The organism is Pedobacter sp. AC379 (genome assembly GCF_979258145.1).
In genome coordinates, this window is sequence record NZ_OZ409839.1 from 3,672,765 (window position 1) to 3,687,888 (window position 15,124).

Sequence of the window (15,124 nt, forward strand, 5' to 3'; positions counted from 1 at the left end):
TAGGCATAACTGCTTTAAAAATTTTACATTTACGGCCATAAAACATTATATAATAAGATGAAGCATAATTTTGGCGCAGGCCCTTGTATTTTACCTCAAGAAGTGTTTAAACAAGCAGCTCAGGCTGTTTTAGATTTTAACGATGGATTATCAATTTTAGAAATTTCGCACAGAACAACCGAATTTGAGGCAGTTGTTGCTGAAGCTGAGAAGTTGGTAAAGGAATTATTAAATGTGCCGTCGGGTTATTCCGTTTTATTTTTACAAGGTGGTGCAAGTTTACAGTTTGCAATGGTTCCGATGAATTTATTGGGAGACGGACAAACAGCAAGTTACTTAGATTCTGGTGTTTGGGCAACCAAAGCATTAAAAGAGGCTAAATTTGTTGGCAATGTAAACGTTGTAGCTTCTTCAAAAGATGCAAACTACACATTCATTCCAAAAGATTTCGAAATTCCGGCTGATAGTGCTTATTTCCACTATACCTCGAATAACACCATTTATGGAACTGAACTTTTTGAAGTACCAAAAACGGATATACCTGTTGTTTGCGATATGTCATCTGATATCATGAGCCGCGTAATTGATGTTTCCCAATTTGATTTAATCTATGCAGGAGCACAAAAAAATGTAGGTCCGGCGGGTTTAACTATCGTTATTGTTAAAAATGATGCTTTAGGTAAAATTGACCGTAAAATTCCTTCAATGTTGAACTATCAATCTCATATTGATAATGATTCAATGTACAATACACCTCCTGTTTTTTCAATTTATGTGGCTTTGTTAAATCTTCGCTGGTTAAAATCAAAAGGTGGTGTTGCTGAAATTGAAAAAGAAAATAAACAGAAAGCAGAAGCACTTTACAGAGAAATTGATCGCAATCCATTATTTAAAGGAACTTGCGCAGTTGAAAACCGTTCCAGAATGAATATTTGTTTCGTAATGGAAAATGCTGAATTAGAAAAACCATTCTTAAAATATGCTGAAGAGCAAGGTATAGTGGGTATTAAAGGACACAGAAGTGTTGGCGGTTTCCGAGCATCTATGTATAATGCTTTACCGATTACCAGTGTACATGCATTAATTGATGCCATGCAACTATTTGAAGAACAACAAGCAAAAGCAAATTAATTTAAATTTTAACCACAGATAATTACTGCGATTTTTTAGTCGAAGTAATCAACTAACGCTGTGCAATCATAGATAAAATGATTAAAATATTAGCAAACGATGGGATTGATCCGATCGGAAAAGAATTATTAGAAAAAGCCGGTTTTCAGGTTGATACTGAAACCGTTCCTCAAGATAAATTAGCAGAAGCTTTAAAAAACTACGATGCAATTACTGTTCGTAGTGCAACAAAAGTTAGGAAAGAGTTAATTGATGCCGTTCCAAATATCAAATTAATTGGAAGAGGTGGAGTTGGTATGGATAATATCGATGTGGAATATGCACGCAGTCAAGGTGTTAATGTGGTAAATACGCCAGCTGCATCATCATTATCAGTTGCTGAATTGGTATTTTCACACTTGTTTACAGGTATCAGATTCTTACAGGATGCTAACCGTAAAATGCCTGTAGAAGGTTCAACACAATTTAACAACCTCAAAAAAGCCTATGCCAAAGGAACTGAGCTAAGTGGTAAAACCATTGGTATTATCGGCTTCGGTCGTATCGGTCGCGCTACTGCTAAAGTGGCTTTAGGCTTAGGCATGAATGTGTTGGCTTACGATTTATATCCTTCAGAATCTGAAATTACATTAGAGTTTCAAGGCGGAAAATCAGTAAGTATTCCAATTAAAACTGTTTCGTTAGACGAGGTAATTGCAGGTAGTGATTTCTTTAGTTTGCACACCCCATTTGCGGATAAACCAATTTTAGGTGCAGAAGAATTTGCTAAAATGAAAAACGGAGTTGGTATTGTAAACTGTTCTCGTGGAGGAACGATTGATGAGCCTGCTTTAATCGAAGCTTTAAATTCTGGCAAAGTTTCTTTTGCTGGCTTAGATGTTTTCGATAACGAACCAACTCCATTGGCAGAAATTTTAACACATCCTAAAATCTCATTGACACCCCATATTGGTGCATCAACCAACGAAGCACAAGAACGTATTGGTACGGAATTGGCTACATTGATTATTGAGCATTTTAAGAAATAATAATATTTTAACCCCTCACAGGTTTTAAAACGGCACAGCCCTTAATGAGGCCGTTGTAAAACATAAATACCTACGAATTAAACCTGTGAGGGTTTTTTAATTAGTCTAACGCGTTTGTTGTAACCCAATACCGATAGCCTAAAATCGCTTTCTGAAAAGTAGTGAGCTTATTCGGGTCTTTTTTATACAAGCTTGGCAGAACAGCCTTGTTTATCTTTGCCAAGATTTTAAACAGTCCTTTTTTCATACCTCTGTAGTTTTCTATTGAAAAAATAAAACCCACTTGCCATTACTAAAACTAAAAAAGCAATAATATAGGTTGATAAGCCGCCTTTATTTTTTTTTTCTAAATCTTCTTTAAGCTGTGCATTCTGATCCTGCAATTTTTTAATGGTTTGCATATAACGTTCAATGCGTTCTTGCGAATGATCAGCTACCGCTACTTTCTGTTGATTTTGCAAATCCTTATAATCCATTAAGGTCTTAAGTTCCTTAAAAATATTATTATCGGTTAACACTACCTGACGGAGGATCTCATTTGAATTTTTGATATCCCTTTTTGTTTGCCAGCCAAATATGCCTGTACGTTGATTTAAACTTTCATCATATTGTCCAAATCTTGTACTCCTTTCCGTTAATAAAGAATTTACTTTTGCGCGTTGAGCTGCATAAGCAACTGTATCTTGCTGTGCAAAAGCCTGAAAACTAAAAAAGATAACCGAGAGCAGATAAAAATATTTCTTCATGTGGATATAAACGCGAAAAGGGTAGAAGTTGTTTTATTGGTTAATTGGCTCAAAAAAATGATCGTCTCGGACGGTAGCGATATCAGAACGAAGAGATCTATTTAGACAGATTCTCGACTTTGTTGGCCAAGATCGCTATTTCATCCAATCAAAATGACGGCAATTGGAGAAATTTCCTTTTTTCAATTTTTTCTTTGGTTTTTTACCTTTGGGCTTTCAGCTTGTTAAGGATGGAACTCAACCCGTACAATATCACCTAAATGTAAACCCAATAATCCACTGGCTTTTCCTTTGTTAATGGCAATTTCCAAATGGTTACTTATACCAAAAAGGCAAAGTTTTTCACCTTCCTGCACTTCGTTGTAATGCCAGCTCAACTGGGTAATGGTTTCACTCTTTCTAAAGTACAAAGTAAAATCCCTGTTTTTTTGAATTTTAGTAAAAAGATCTTTCGTTATGTTCGTAATTACGTTGCAAAAAGTATCTATATAAACCACACTTCCACGGATCACATCACGCTCAATAACAGGATGTAAAAGCATCTTCTGCTCAATCTCTGCTACAGGTAAACCTATATCTTTCAGCTTCCCGCCTTTGGCAAGATGTGTGGCTGCTTTAACGAAAATATCAACCAACGGAAAGTGTAAATATTTCAGATCCTGCATAATATTCAGCTCTACTACATCTTCTGGAATGTCATCAAAAAGAAGTGAAAAAATACCATTATCGGCACCTACAAAATAATGATCCCGGTGCTTTACGGCAATATATTTAGTGTTTTCGCTGTAAACAGAATCGATACCGATTAAATGTACCGTATTTTTTGGAAAGTAGGGATATGCGTTTTTTAATACGAATGCCGCGTATGAAATATTGAAAGATGGAACCTCATGGGTAATATCAACTAAATTAACATTAGGCATAAGACTCAACAGACTACCTTTAAGGGCACTCTGGTAAAAATCTTTTGAACCTAAATCTGTTGTTAAAGTAATTATCCCCATTAAAAATTCATTATTATTGCTTATTCTTGTGTACAGGCCTAAGCGTCTGCAAATATTCAAATTTTAATTAATATACCCCGATAACTTTTTAAAATACTACAGTTTGAACGAATTAAAATTAACCCTGGATACCGTAAATCCCGCTCACTTTTGGGGCCCGAATAACGAGAATTACGAAATGATTAAAGGTGCTTTCGCGAAGTTGAAACTGGTAGCGAGAGGAAGTGATGTTAAGGTTCTCGGTGATGAACAGGAACTTAAGGCTTTCGAGGATAAGTTTAACCAGCTTATTGCACACCTCGAAAAATATAGCTCACTTACCAATAATGATGTAGAATCTATACTTGGTGCAAAAGCAGCCGGTGTAGTAAAAAAAGATGTAGAACAACCTACCGGAGGCGGTGGAGAAGTTATTGTTTTTGGTACAAATGGTCTTTTAGTTAAGGCAAGAACAGCAAATCAGCGTAAAATGGTGAGCAGTATTGCCAAAAATGATATCTTATTTGCCATTGGTCCTGCCGGAACAGGAAAAACATATACCGCAGTAGCTTTAGCCGTGAGGGCTTTAAAAAACAAGGAAATTAAACGCATCATTTTAACCCGTCCGGCTGTTGAAGCAGGAGAGAACCTTGGTTTTTTACCTGGTGATTTAAAGGAAAAAATTGATCCGTATTTACGCCCGCTTTACGATGCGCTGGATGATATGATTCCTGCAGAAAAATTAAAATTCTATATCGAAAACCGTACAATTGAAATTGCTCCATTGGCATTTATGCGTGGCCGTACTTTAGATAACTGCTTTGTGATTTTAGATGAAGCCCAAAACGCAACAGACATGCAGTTAAAAATGTTTTTAACACGTATGGGCCCAACCGCTAAGTTTATTGTAACGGGAGATGTTACCCAGATTGATTTGCCTAAGAAACAAATGTCGGGTTTATTTAACGGCTTGAGAATTTTGGAGGATATTAAAGGAATTGACATTATCTACCTAAGTGGGGAAGATGTGGTAAGACATAAGTTGGTAAAAGATATTTTGAAAGCTTACGGAGATATTCAGTAAGCTAAAGGTTAGCAGCCAGCAAAGTCCGAGGTCCGAAGTTTAAGTTTTGTAACAGGTCGACTTCGGACTTTTGCTTTTTACACCTTTTATCATCTGACTCCATTCTTCGGACTTTCGTACTTTTTTCCTATTTTTATCCCCTCATGAAAGCACTAAAAGAAACCCATTTTAATTTCCCAAATCAAAGTAATTTTTACAAAGGTAAAGTTCGGGATGTATATACAATAGCCGATCAATTTATGGTTATGGTAGTATCAGATCGCATTTCTGCTTTTGATGTTGTATTGCCCGAAGCCATTCCATTTAAAGGACAGGTATTAAACCAAATTGCAGCTAAATTTTTAGCAGCCACTCAAGATATCGTTCCCAACTGGGTTTTAGCTGTTCCAGATCCGATGGTTACCATTGGCCGTATTTGCGAACCATTTAAGGTAGAAATGGTTATCAGAGGTTATTTAGCCGGACATGCATGGAGAGAATACAGTGCTGGAAAACGATCGGTTTGCGGCGTTGCCTTACCAGATGGCTTAAAAGAAAACGACAGATTGCCTAACCCTATTATTACCCCAACAACAAAGGCTTCAGTAGGGCATGATGAAGATATCTCAAAAGAAGATATTTTGGCAAAGGGTATAGTTTCTATTACCGATTACGAGAAATTAGAAGATTATACCTATGCATTGTATCAACGTGGAACTGAGATTGCTGCAAAAAGTGGATTGATATTGGTAGACACAAAATATGAGTTTGGAGTTGCTGATGGTGTAATTTACCTGATAGATGAGATTCATACCCCGGATTCATCGCGGTATTTTTATGAAGAAGGATACCAGGATCGCCAAAACAGTAATGAGCCTCAGAAACAACTTTCGAAAGAATTTGTAAGAAAATGGCTGATAGAAAATGGTTTTCAGGGAAAAGATGGTCAGGTTGTGCCAGAAATGTCACCAGAAATTGTTAATTCAATTTCAGAAAGGTACATTGAACTTTACGAACAAATTGTTAGAGAAACATTTATAAAAGCTGATGCTGATGCCATTTCAAGTCGTATTGAAGCGAATGTTTTAAAGGCTTTAGAAACACTTTAAATTCGAAAGAAATTTATACATTAGTAAAATAAAGATCAGAGAGATGAAATTTTCAGTAGATAAACACGATAAATATGTAACCTTAAAGTTAGAAGAAACTAAGTTTACAAACGATAATGCACCCGGCTTAAAATCCGAATTCTATTTACTTAATGCAGAAGGATTTCAGAATATTATCGTTGATTTAAGTCATGTTACCGAGTGTAATGATGCGCAGGATTTAAGCTGTTTATTGGTGGGTGATCGACTTTGTAAATCAGCCGGAGGTTTATTTATTGTAACCGGAATTAACGACGAGCTTGCTTCAATTATAGAATTATCAAACATATTCCAGTCTGTAACGTTTGTTAATACATTAGAGGAAGCAACTGATTTCATTTTTATGGATGAGTTGGAGAAAGAGTTCAGAGGCGCTAAATAACTATAATTTACATAACATTCTAGCCTCGTAGTTTATAAAAATCTACGAGGCTTTTTATATCTTACCATGATGAAATTTGAAGTTACAATTTTAGGAAGCAGTTCTGCTACACCTGTATTCAACAGGAACCCATCGGCACAGCTTTTAAATTGTAATGAAAAATATTACCTGATTGATTGTGGGGAAGGCACACAGCAACAATTAACCAAATACAACTTAAAGGCTACCCGGATTGACTATATTTTTATCAGTCATTTACATGGCGACCATTATTTCGGATTAATCGGGTTATTATCAAGTCTGCATTTAAACGGCCGGACCAAGCCCATGCAGATATTTGGACCTAAACCGTTGTTGGAAATTCTTGAAGTTCAATTCAAATATTCCGATACCATATTGAGGTATCCAATCGAGTTTTTTCCAATCGAAGCAGATCAACCGGTACAAATTTTCGAGAATAGTGATTTAACAGTTAAAACAATTGTTTTAAATCATCGTATCCCTACCACGGGCTTCATTTTTCAGCAAAAAAAACGTCAACGTAAGCTAATTAAAGAAAAAACAAACGATGTACCCGTTGCTTATTACACGGCCTTAAAAAAAGGAGTGGATGTAGAACTGCCAAATGGAGAGATCCTGCGAAGTGCAGATTATACCACAGATGCTGATCCACCGAGATGTTATGCCTACTGTTCTGATACTTTGTTTGACGAAAGTTATTTTTCTTCTATAAAAAACTGCGATACGTTATATCATGAAGCAACGTTTTTACACGAGCTTTTAGATCGAGCTAATGAAACACATCATACTACCGCTTTGCAGGCAGGAGAGGTAGCTAAAATCAACGGGGTAAGGAAATTACTCATCGGACATTTTTCTTCGCGTTACAAAACCTTACAAATGCTCTTGGAAGAAGCACAATATGTTTTTGAAAATACGGAGTTGGCGGTTGAAGGCAGGACTTTCCAGTTATAATTTTTTTACCACAAAGTTTACAGAGGAATGCACAGAGAGGATGGAAGGCCATTCGTCATACTGATTTTTTTGCGTGACCTAACACAGTCGTCATTCTCGCGCATGCGGGAATCTTAATGCTTTTGATTTTTATAAAATAAATTGGCGGTTAGAATAATACTTTTCTCCAATAATTATCCTTCTACCTTGCTCAAAATGACACTTGAGAATGAAACATTTCTAAGTATTGCCGTCATCTCGACTGAAGCGCAGCGAAACGGAGAGATCTATTAAACACATTTCTCGACTACGTTTCATTCAGTATCTTCAACAAATTTATCTAACAAAGTCGTCATTCTCGCGCATGCGGGAATCTTAATGCTTTTGATTTTTATAAAATAAATTGTCGTTCAGAATAATACTTTTCTCCAATAATTATCTTTCGACTCCGCTACCATTAACAGGCTTGAGTAAAGCGGTCGTCAGTGCCAGGTATGAAGCAATCTTTCATGCTAGTGAGCCTTGCCATAAAGATTGCTTCGTCGGTTGAAAAAGCCTTCTCGCAATGACGATTTAACTTATATTTGCTTAAGCGAAGCGGGAGATTTATTTAAACACATTTCTCGACTACGTTTCATTCAGTATCATAAACAAATTTACTTAGCAAAATCGTCATTCTCGCGCATGCGGGAATCCTAATGCTTTTGATTTTTATAAAATAAATTGGCGTTTAGAATAATACTTTTCTCCAATAATTATCCTTCAATTCCGCTCAAAATGGCACTTGAGAATTCCACATTTCTAAGTACTGCCGTCCTTCTCGACTGAAGCGCATCGAAATTAAAAGCGCATAAAAAAAGCCTTACAATTTAAAAATGTAAGGCTTTTTCATAAATTAAAAATTTACTATTTATCTCTTTTATTTCCACCACCAAATACAGAGAAGTGAACGTAACGTTTAGGATTAGCTTTTAAATCAATCATCAACTCATCAAGATTTTTTGAAGCGTTGTTTAAATTCTGATACATTTTATCATCATTTAACAATAAACCTAAACTTCCTTTTCCATCTTTAATACCCGAAATTACACTTTGCAAATCAGCAATTGCATTGTTCGCGTTATCCAAAGTTTGTTTAAAATTGGCTGCTGCAAATTTATCGGTAACCGTATTAATATTAGTTAAAATATCGCTTATTTTCTGATTATTATTGTTTAAGTTGGCAGTTATCCCTTCAACATTTCTAAAAATAGCTTCTATACGTTTACTTTCTGAACCAACCAAACCATCAACTTTTTTCGAAGTGGTTTCTAATGAAGCCAGTGTACCCGCGATACTGTTAAAACTTTTATCTACATTTTTCTGGAAATTAGGATTAAGAATGGAATTCACACTGCTTAAAATAGAGTCCATTTTACCAATAATTAATTCAGCTTTCTTTTGAACTGGCTGAACCTGTTCCATTAATCCTTTTTCAACGTTGGCATTTAAGGTATAACCATCTTCAGCCATTTTTTTTGAATCGCCTAACGACATTACAATGGCTTTGCTTCCTAAAAGATCAGTACCTTCTAAACGGGCAATACTATTTTCCGGAATTTCGTATTTACTGTTTACACTTAAAGTTGCAATTACCGTACCGTCCTGTTGTAATTCCAGTTTTGCAACACGGCCAATCTGGTAACCGTTAATAAGTATAGGTTTTGATACTGTTAAACCATCAACACGGGTATATTTTGCATATAATGTTGTTTCGCTTGAAAAAATGGAGTTCCCTTTTAAAAAATTATATCCAATAATCAATAAAGCAATGGCAAATGCAGCTAAAATACCTACTTTGGTTTCGTTCTTAATCTTCATGAGTGTTTTATTTTATGGCTGCAGATTTTAAAGCATTTTTAAAACCTGCTAGAGCGTAATTCTTTTTCAATGTTAAACTTTATAAATACACAAAGCTTACATCAATTGTTTGGTATCTGTTTTATATTTTCTGTAAAGGTAAAATAACTATCATTTATAATGCCACTTATTTAACCTCAATATTTTTTTTATACGTTTTTATTGCTTCAAAAATAGAATTCGCAATCTCACGTTGTCCTTTTTGCGAATTAATATACTTTTCTTCGTCAGTATTTGATATAAAACCAACTTCTGTTAATACAGCAGGCATACCACATCTTTGCAATACCAAAACCCCCTGTTCTTTAACTCCACGACTAAATCTATCGTCTCTGTTAACATAGCTGTTCTGAATTAATTTCGCGAATTTAATGCTTTTATCCCGAAAGGTATTTTTTAGCAATGATAAAAGAATGAAACTACTGGGGTTATTGGGGTCGTAACCATCGTATTTGCTTTTGTAATTCTTTTCTAATTTAATATCGGCATTCTCCCTGATGGCTGCATCCTGCTCTTTTAACCGATGGGAGCCAGCAACCAGAGTTTCTACACCTTTAATGTGTTTATTTCCGGGCGGCATAGAATTGCAGTGTACAGATATAAAAAGATCTGCATTGGCATCATTGGCTATTTCTGCCCGTCTGTATAAATCAACATCAATATCAGTTTTACGCGTAAAAATTACTTTAATATCCGGCAATTCTTCTTTGATAATTTCACCAAGTTTTAATGCAACTTTTAATGATATATCTTTTTCTTTTGAAAAGCTGCCGGAAGCACCTGGTTTTCTACCACCGTGACCTGGATCAATTACTATGGTTTTAATTTTGTATCCCTGGGCAAACGATTGATTGACAATGGTTAATGAAAATAAAATCAGTATAATCAGAAGTTTAATCTTCATTTATAAAATATTAAAATGAGGTTTCGGCAATGCGCCTGTAATTTTTAATTGCCTTAATGATGCCGTTCACAATTTCTTTTTGCCCATCTTCCGAATTCATATAATCTTCGTCTTCAGGATTACTTACAAAACCAATTTCAGTTAATACTGCCGGCATGGCTGCACGCGCCAATACCGCAAGGCTTTTTTCCTGTACGCCACGATTAGTCCGCCCGGCATTTACATATTCTTGTTGCAACATAGAAGCAAACTTTAAACTCCTATCTCTATTGGTTTGTTTCATTAACGACAACATAATATCGCTTTCAGGCGTATTTGCGATAAAACCTTCATAATTTTTCTGATAATTATCCTCCAAAAACATCGAAGCATTTTCCCTTTTAATTACCTCATCCTGTTCACCCAAGCGGCCTGTTCCTGATACAAAGGTTTCAGTTCCTCTTGTTGATGTACTTTTTGAAGTAACCGTTCTATAAACAGGAACTTTCCGTCCGCGAACTTTTTTATAATAATCAACCACTCTCGAAACACGAACCGGCATATCATTTAAGTGGATAGAGATAAATAAATCCGCTTTGGCGTTATTTGCAATATTTATACGTTCATATAGAGGGATAAAAACATCAGTTTGCCTGGTGAAAATCACTTTTATGTCTTTTAAGCTGTCTTGAAGTGCGCGGCCCAAATTTAAAGCAGTTTTTAAGGCTACATCTTTTTCTTTGGAATACACGCCATGTGTTGCACCATCTTTACCACCGTGACCAGCATCGATCACAATTGTTTTGATTTTATATTCTTGCGCAAACACCTGATTATCAACTGAATTTGACAGTACTAGATAAATAATAAATGTTAAAATGGATTTAAGATACATCAATGGTATATTTTTCACTAATTTTGAACGTTTTTGATTAAACATTTGTGCAAAAATAACATTCAAATACGAATTTGAAACTTCTTAAGAGCTCTATTTTACTAATTTCTGTCATTTTATTAACACTTGTTGTTGGTAAAGCTAACGCATTTTCTCATTTTTCATTGCAACAAATCATTCAGCAAGACACAACCAAAAAGGATACTACTAAAAAGACAGGTAAAAATAATAGTAGCATTGATCAGAAAGTTGAGTACAAAGCGGACGACTCCGTTAAAATGAGTGCCGATAAAAGCATTGTTTATTTATATGGCAATGCCAGAGTTACCTATGGTGATTTTGAGCTAGATGCAAGTTATATTAAGTATGATAAAAAGCAAAATACCATATTTGCAAGAGGAATAAAAGATCCTAAAACAGGAAGATACACTGGCAGGCCGATTTTTAAATCAGGAACAGATGGTACCGCAATTGCAGATTCGATTTTTTACAATTCTGAAACAACCCGTGCGAAAGTTTATGGCGTTTTTTCTGAACAAGAGGGAGGATTCTTTTCCGGTGGACAAAGTAAAAAGCAAATAGATGATGAGCTGCACATCAAAAATGTAATGTACAGCACCTGTAATCTTCCTCATCCGCACTTTGGATTAATGATATCAAAAGGAGTGGTGACCGAAAAACAGATTATTACAGGTCCGGTTTACATGATTATTGAGGATGTACCTACAATTTTCGGGCTTCCATTTGCATTTTTTCCAAAGCCGAATAAAAGAACATCAGGTGTAATTTTACCAACTCCCGGTGAGGATGCCACCAGGGGATTTTTTCTTCAGAATGGTGGTTATTATCTCGGTTTGAACGATTATTGGGACGCCAAATTGATGGGATCTATTTATACCAATGGCTCGTATGAAACGAGTGTATTAAGTAACTACACCAAACGATACAAATATAATGGTAACATCAATTTAGCTTATTCTAGCTTTAAAGATGGTTTGGAAGGTACCCAAGCATTCGCTAACCCTACAAAAAACTTTAGTATTAACTGGAGCCATAGCCAAAATGCCAATGCCAACCCCGGAACTACCTTTAGTGCAAGCGTCAGATTGGTATCAACCGCAAGCAAGGGCTACTACAAAAATACAGCAGCTGGTACTACTTATGATATTAATACCATTGCAACCAACTCAACAAGTAGTAGTATAAGTTATGCCAAATCCTATTCCAATGGAATGAACTTCTCTTTGGCGGCATCAAGTGACCAAACTTTAAGTACCAGGGCAATATCGCTCAGGTTGCCAGAGATGACTTTTAATGTGCCTACATTTAATCCGTTTAAAGCAAAAGATGCAGTGGGGGATCAAAAGTGGTATCAAAAAATTACCGTTGGTTACAGCTTACAAGGAACAAACCGGATTGATACTTTTGATAGTTTATTGTTCCAAAATGATGGTTTAAAGCGCTTAAGAAGTGGTTTTTCTCATAGTATACCTGTAAATATGTCATTTACCGCCTTAAAGTACCTAAATTTCAGTGTAGGTGGTACTTACAACGAGGTTTGGAATTTCCAGAGTGTAAATAGAAGATATACTGAATATGCTGATAATACTTTTAGCTTTAGAGAAGATACCTTAAGCGGTTTCAAAAGGGCTGGTAGTTATAGCTTATCAACCAGTTTATCGACAAAAATATACGGAAGAAGAGATTTCAATCCACAGGGGAAAATTCAGGCATTGAGGCACGTAATGACACCCAATGTTTCATTCTCTTACTCACCAGATTTTACCAAAGCGGGGTCAGGGCCTTACAGACCGGCAATAAACCAAAATGGAGATCCGATTTTAACCAATGGATTACCGCTTAAATATTCCATTTTTGACGGTATGGCTCAACCAGGCTCTTTTGGTGGGCCAAATGCTTCGATTGGCTTTGGATTAGACAATACCGTCGAATTAAAAGTGAGGAATAAAAACGACACCACAGGAACGGGTTCAAAAAAAATCCCGATTATTCAAGGCTTGAGCTTTAGTGGATCTTATAATTTCCTGGCAACATCTTATAAACTATCAACCATTGGCTTTAGCGGACGATCACAATTTACCGACAAACTGGGTATAAACTATAATGGAACATTAGATCCTTATTCTCTTGCTGCCGATACGATACCGGGTTCTACAAGAAGGATCAGGCAGGACCGTTATTTTTGGCAAAGTGGTAAATTTTTACCCCGCCTGGCCAATTTTGGATTCTCATTTGATTATAGTTTAAATCCAGAAGCTTTAAAACGTAAGAACGAAGCCAATGATAAACTGGGCGAAGCAGCCAATAAAAAAGGTTTAACCGATATTCAATCCGAACAACTGGCAGCAATCAGCCGCGATCCAAATGCATTTGTCGATTTTAATATTCCGTGGAATTTCTCATTTTCTTATAGTTTTCAATATACGAACGATGGAAATACCACAACAACTTCAAATACTTTAAACTTTAATGGCGATGTTAATTTAACCCCAAAATGGAAGGTTACTTTTAACTCAGGTTATGATTTTAAAAATAACGGTTTAACACCAATGAATCTGGCAATTTATCGCGATTTGCACTGTTGGGATATGAGTGTAAACTGGGTGCCGTACGGTGCTTACAAAAGTTACTCTGTAACCATTAAAGTTAAAGCATCGATATTACAGGATTTGAAATTGAGTAAAAGACAAGGTTTTTACAGCACATACCAATAAATTATGCTAGCCGAAATTATTACCATTGGCGATGAGATTCTCATTGGCCAGATCGTTGATACCAACTCAGCCTGGATGGCCAAACAGTTAAATCTAATTGGTGTTTCAGTTAAACAAATTACTTCTGTTTCGGATGATGAACAACACATTATCCAAGCGCTTAGTGAGGCAGAAAAACGTGCAGATATTATTTTAATTACAGGTGGCTTAGGCCCAACGAAAGACGACATCACCAAAAAAACCTTGGCGAAATATTTCAACATGGGTTTCCGAAATGATGCCGGTGCACTCGCGATGGTCCGCCAGATTTTCGAAAAATACAAACGCCCGTTGTTGGATATCAATATTCAGCAAGCAGATGTTCCTGATGGTTGCGAAGTAATTGTAAATAAAAATGGAACTGCTCCTTGCATGTGGTTCGAGCAAAATGAGAAGATTTTTGTTTCGATGCCTGGTGTTCCTTACGAGATGATGTACCTCATGGACGACGAAATTTTACCGAGAATAACCGGCAGATTTAAGTTACCCTCAATTGTACATAAAACCATTCTTACGGCCAACATTGGAGAATCATTTCTGGCAAAGGAAATTGAAGAGATTGAAGATAGTTTGCCACCACACATCAAATTAGCCTATTTACCAAAGCTAGGTCAGGTAAGATTGCGTTTATCAGCTAAGGGCGACAATGAAGCCGCTTTAAAGGCAGAAGTGGAGACTTACGCACAACAGATTATTTCAAAAGTTAATAATTTTGTGGTAATTGATGAAGATATTCCGCTGGAAAAAGCAATACTGAATATCATGAAAGCCAGAGGCTTAACTTTATCTACAGGCGAAAGTTGTACAGGAGGCTACATTGCCCATCTTATTACTCAGCATCCTGGTTGTTCTTCGGTATATTGGGGCGGGGCTGTAGCCTATGCTTACGAATTAAAGGAATCAATCCTCGGCGTAAAAGAAAATACCTTATCTACCTTTGGTGCTGTAAGTGAACAAACCGTGACTGAAATGGCCGAAGGTGCAATAAAACACTTTAAAACAGATTATGCAATTGCGGTAAGCGGAATAGCTGGTCCTGATGGTGGAACGGAAGATAAACCAGTGGGCACAGTGTGGATAGCCATATCTTCTAAAGATAAAACAGTGGCTAAGGTGTTTAATTTCAGCAACAAACGCATTCAAAACATCGAACGGTCGGCAGCCTCGGCATTAACCTTGTTGTTAAATCTACTTAAAGAAACAGTTTAGAAAGAATAAAAACTGTATTTTTGTGGCGT

At 36.2% G+C, this 15,124-nt stretch carries 13 protein-coding genes; 8 read left to right on the plus strand and 5 right to left on the minus strand.

The window, feature by feature from the left end; translation table 11 throughout:
• Window positions 1–57: 57 nt before the first annotated feature.
• Both serC and ACZZZW_RS16025 read left to right on the plus strand, forming a co-directional pair.
• Window positions 58–1,131, plus strand: a complete 1,074-nt coding sequence (serC, locus tag ACZZZW_RS16020) for a 3-phosphoserine/phosphohydroxythreonine transaminase (protein ID WP_463494876.1) — start codon at window positions 58–60, stop codon at window positions 1,129–1,131.
• A gap of 77 nt (window positions 1,132–1,208) precedes the next feature.
• Window positions 1,209–2,159, plus strand: coding sequence for a D-2-hydroxyacid dehydrogenase (locus ACZZZW_RS16025; protein WP_200912343.1), 951 nt, complete (start codon window positions 1,209–1,211; stop codon window positions 2,157–2,159).
• A 227-nt stretch (window positions 2,160–2,386) separates the two neighbouring features.
• Here ACZZZW_RS16025 and ACZZZW_RS16030 read toward each other — a convergent pair whose 3' ends face one another.
• Window positions 2,387–2,905 (minus strand): hypothetical protein, encoded by a 519-nt coding sequence (locus tag ACZZZW_RS16030; protein ID WP_463494878.1) that lies wholly within the window; start codon window positions 2,903–2,905, stop codon window positions 2,387–2,389.
• 224 nt (window positions 2,906–3,129) lie between these two features.
• Entirely contained in the window at window positions 3,130–3,909 is a 780-nt protein-coding gene (locus ACZZZW_RS16035) for an SAM hydrolase/SAM-dependent halogenase family protein (protein ID WP_055913876.1), read from the minus strand.
• A 103-nt stretch (window positions 3,910–4,012) separates the two neighbouring features.
• Between ACZZZW_RS16035 and ACZZZW_RS16040 the strand changes: the two genes are divergently transcribed.
• From ACZZZW_RS16040 to ACZZZW_RS16055, 4 genes are all read left to right on the plus strand, one after another.
• Window positions 4,013–4,972 carry a PhoH family protein gene (locus ACZZZW_RS16040; RefSeq protein WP_029275135.1) on the plus strand — a complete coding sequence of 320 codons (960 nt, stop codon included), beginning with the start codon at window positions 4,013–4,015 and terminating at the stop codon, window positions 4,970–4,972.
• 143 nt (window positions 4,973–5,115) lie between these two features.
• The gene (locus tag ACZZZW_RS16045; RefSeq protein ID WP_463494881.1) at window positions 5,116–6,060 is read left to right on the plus strand and encodes a phosphoribosylaminoimidazolesuccinocarboxamide synthase; all 945 of its coding nucleotides are present in this window, start codon (window positions 5,116–5,118) and stop codon (window positions 6,058–6,060) included.
• A gap of 43 nt (window positions 6,061–6,103) precedes the next feature.
• Window positions 6,104–6,481, plus strand: coding sequence for an STAS domain-containing protein (locus ACZZZW_RS16050; protein WP_055913865.1), 378 nt, complete (start codon window positions 6,104–6,106; stop codon window positions 6,479–6,481).
• A 69-nt stretch (window positions 6,482–6,550) separates the two neighbouring features.
• Window positions 6,551–7,456 (plus strand): ribonuclease Z, encoded by a 906-nt coding sequence (locus ACZZZW_RS16055; protein ID WP_463497770.1) that lies wholly within the window; start codon window positions 6,551–6,553, stop codon window positions 7,454–7,456.
• An 885-nt stretch (window positions 7,457–8,341) separates the two neighbouring features.
• Here ACZZZW_RS16055 and ACZZZW_RS16060 read toward each other — a convergent pair.
• The 3 genes from ACZZZW_RS16060 to ACZZZW_RS16070 all read right to left on the minus strand — a co-directional run bounded on the left by ACZZZW_RS16060 (window position 8,342) and on the right by ACZZZW_RS16070 (window position 11,112).
• Window positions 8,342–9,295: an MlaD family protein gene (locus ACZZZW_RS16060; RefSeq protein ID WP_463494883.1), complete on the minus strand. Its 954-nt coding sequence runs from the start codon at window positions 9,293–9,295 to the stop codon at window positions 8,342–8,344.
• Window positions 9,296–9,461: 166 nt separating this feature from the next.
• Window positions 9,462–10,238: an N-acetylmuramoyl-L-alanine amidase family protein gene (locus tag ACZZZW_RS16065; RefSeq protein WP_463494885.1), complete on the minus strand. Its 777-nt coding sequence runs from the start codon at window positions 10,236–10,238 to the stop codon at window positions 9,462–9,464.
• A 10-nt stretch (window positions 10,239–10,248) separates the two neighbouring features.
• Window positions 10,249–11,112 carry an N-acetylmuramoyl-L-alanine amidase family protein gene (locus ACZZZW_RS16070; RefSeq protein WP_055914027.1) on the minus strand — a complete coding sequence of 288 codons (864 nt, stop codon included), beginning with the start codon at window positions 11,110–11,112 and terminating at the stop codon, window positions 10,249–10,251.
• Between the two features lie 74 nt (window positions 11,113–11,186).
• Between ACZZZW_RS16070 and ACZZZW_RS16075 the strand changes: the two genes are divergently transcribed.
• Window positions 11,187–13,847, plus strand: coding sequence for a putative LPS assembly protein LptD (locus tag ACZZZW_RS16075; protein WP_463494887.1), 2,661 nt, complete (start codon window positions 11,187–11,189; stop codon window positions 13,845–13,847).
• A 3-nt stretch (window positions 13,848–13,850) separates the two neighbouring features.
• A complete protein-coding gene (locus tag ACZZZW_RS16080; RefSeq protein ID WP_463494889.1) occupies window positions 13,851–15,095 on the plus strand; it encodes a competence/damage-inducible protein A in 1,245 nt (414 codons plus the stop codon).
• The last annotated feature ends 29 nt before the right edge of the window (window positions 15,096–15,124 follow it).

What these genes read in the sequence shown, in the direction of transcription:
- ACZZZW_RS16060 (WP_463494883.1), bottom strand. Translation starts at nt 9,295, where the DNA reads ATGAAGATTAAGAACGAAACCAAAGTAGGTATTTTAGCTGCATTTGCC.
- ACZZZW_RS16080 (WP_463494889.1), top strand. Translation starts at nt 13,851, where the DNA reads ATGCTAGCCGAAATTATTACCATTGGCGATGAGATTCTCATTGGCCAG.
- ACZZZW_RS16070 (WP_055914027.1), bottom strand. Translation starts at nt 11,112, where the DNA reads ATGTATCTTAAATCCATTTTAACATTTATTATTTATCTAGTACTGTCA.
- ACZZZW_RS16045 (WP_463494881.1), top strand. Translation starts at nt 5,116, where the DNA reads ATGAAAGCACTAAAAGAAACCCATTTTAATTTCCCAAATCAAAGTAAT.
- serC (WP_463494876.1), top strand. Translation starts at nt 58, where the DNA reads ATGAAGCATAATTTTGGCGCAGGCCCTTGTATTTTACCTCAAGAAGTG.
- ACZZZW_RS16050 (WP_055913865.1), top strand. Translation starts at nt 6,104, where the DNA reads ATGAAATTTTCAGTAGATAAACACGATAAATATGTAACCTTAAAGTTA.
- ACZZZW_RS16025 (WP_200912343.1), top strand. Translation starts at nt 1,209, where the DNA reads ATGATTAAAATATTAGCAAACGATGGGATTGATCCGATCGGAAAAGAA.
- ACZZZW_RS16035 (WP_055913876.1), bottom strand. Translation starts at nt 3,909, where the DNA reads ATGGGGATAATTACTTTAACAACAGATTTAGGTTCAAAAGATTTTTAC.
- ACZZZW_RS16065 (WP_463494885.1), bottom strand. Translation starts at nt 10,238, where the DNA reads ATGAAGATTAAACTTCTGATTATACTGATTTTATTTTCATTAACCATT.
- ACZZZW_RS16030 (WP_463494878.1), bottom strand. Translation starts at nt 2,905, where the DNA reads ATGAAGAAATATTTTTATCTGCTCTCGGTTATCTTTTTTAGTTTTCAG.
- ACZZZW_RS16055 (WP_463497770.1), top strand. Translation starts at nt 6,551, where the DNA reads ATGAAATTTGAAGTTACAATTTTAGGAAGCAGTTCTGCTACACCTGTA.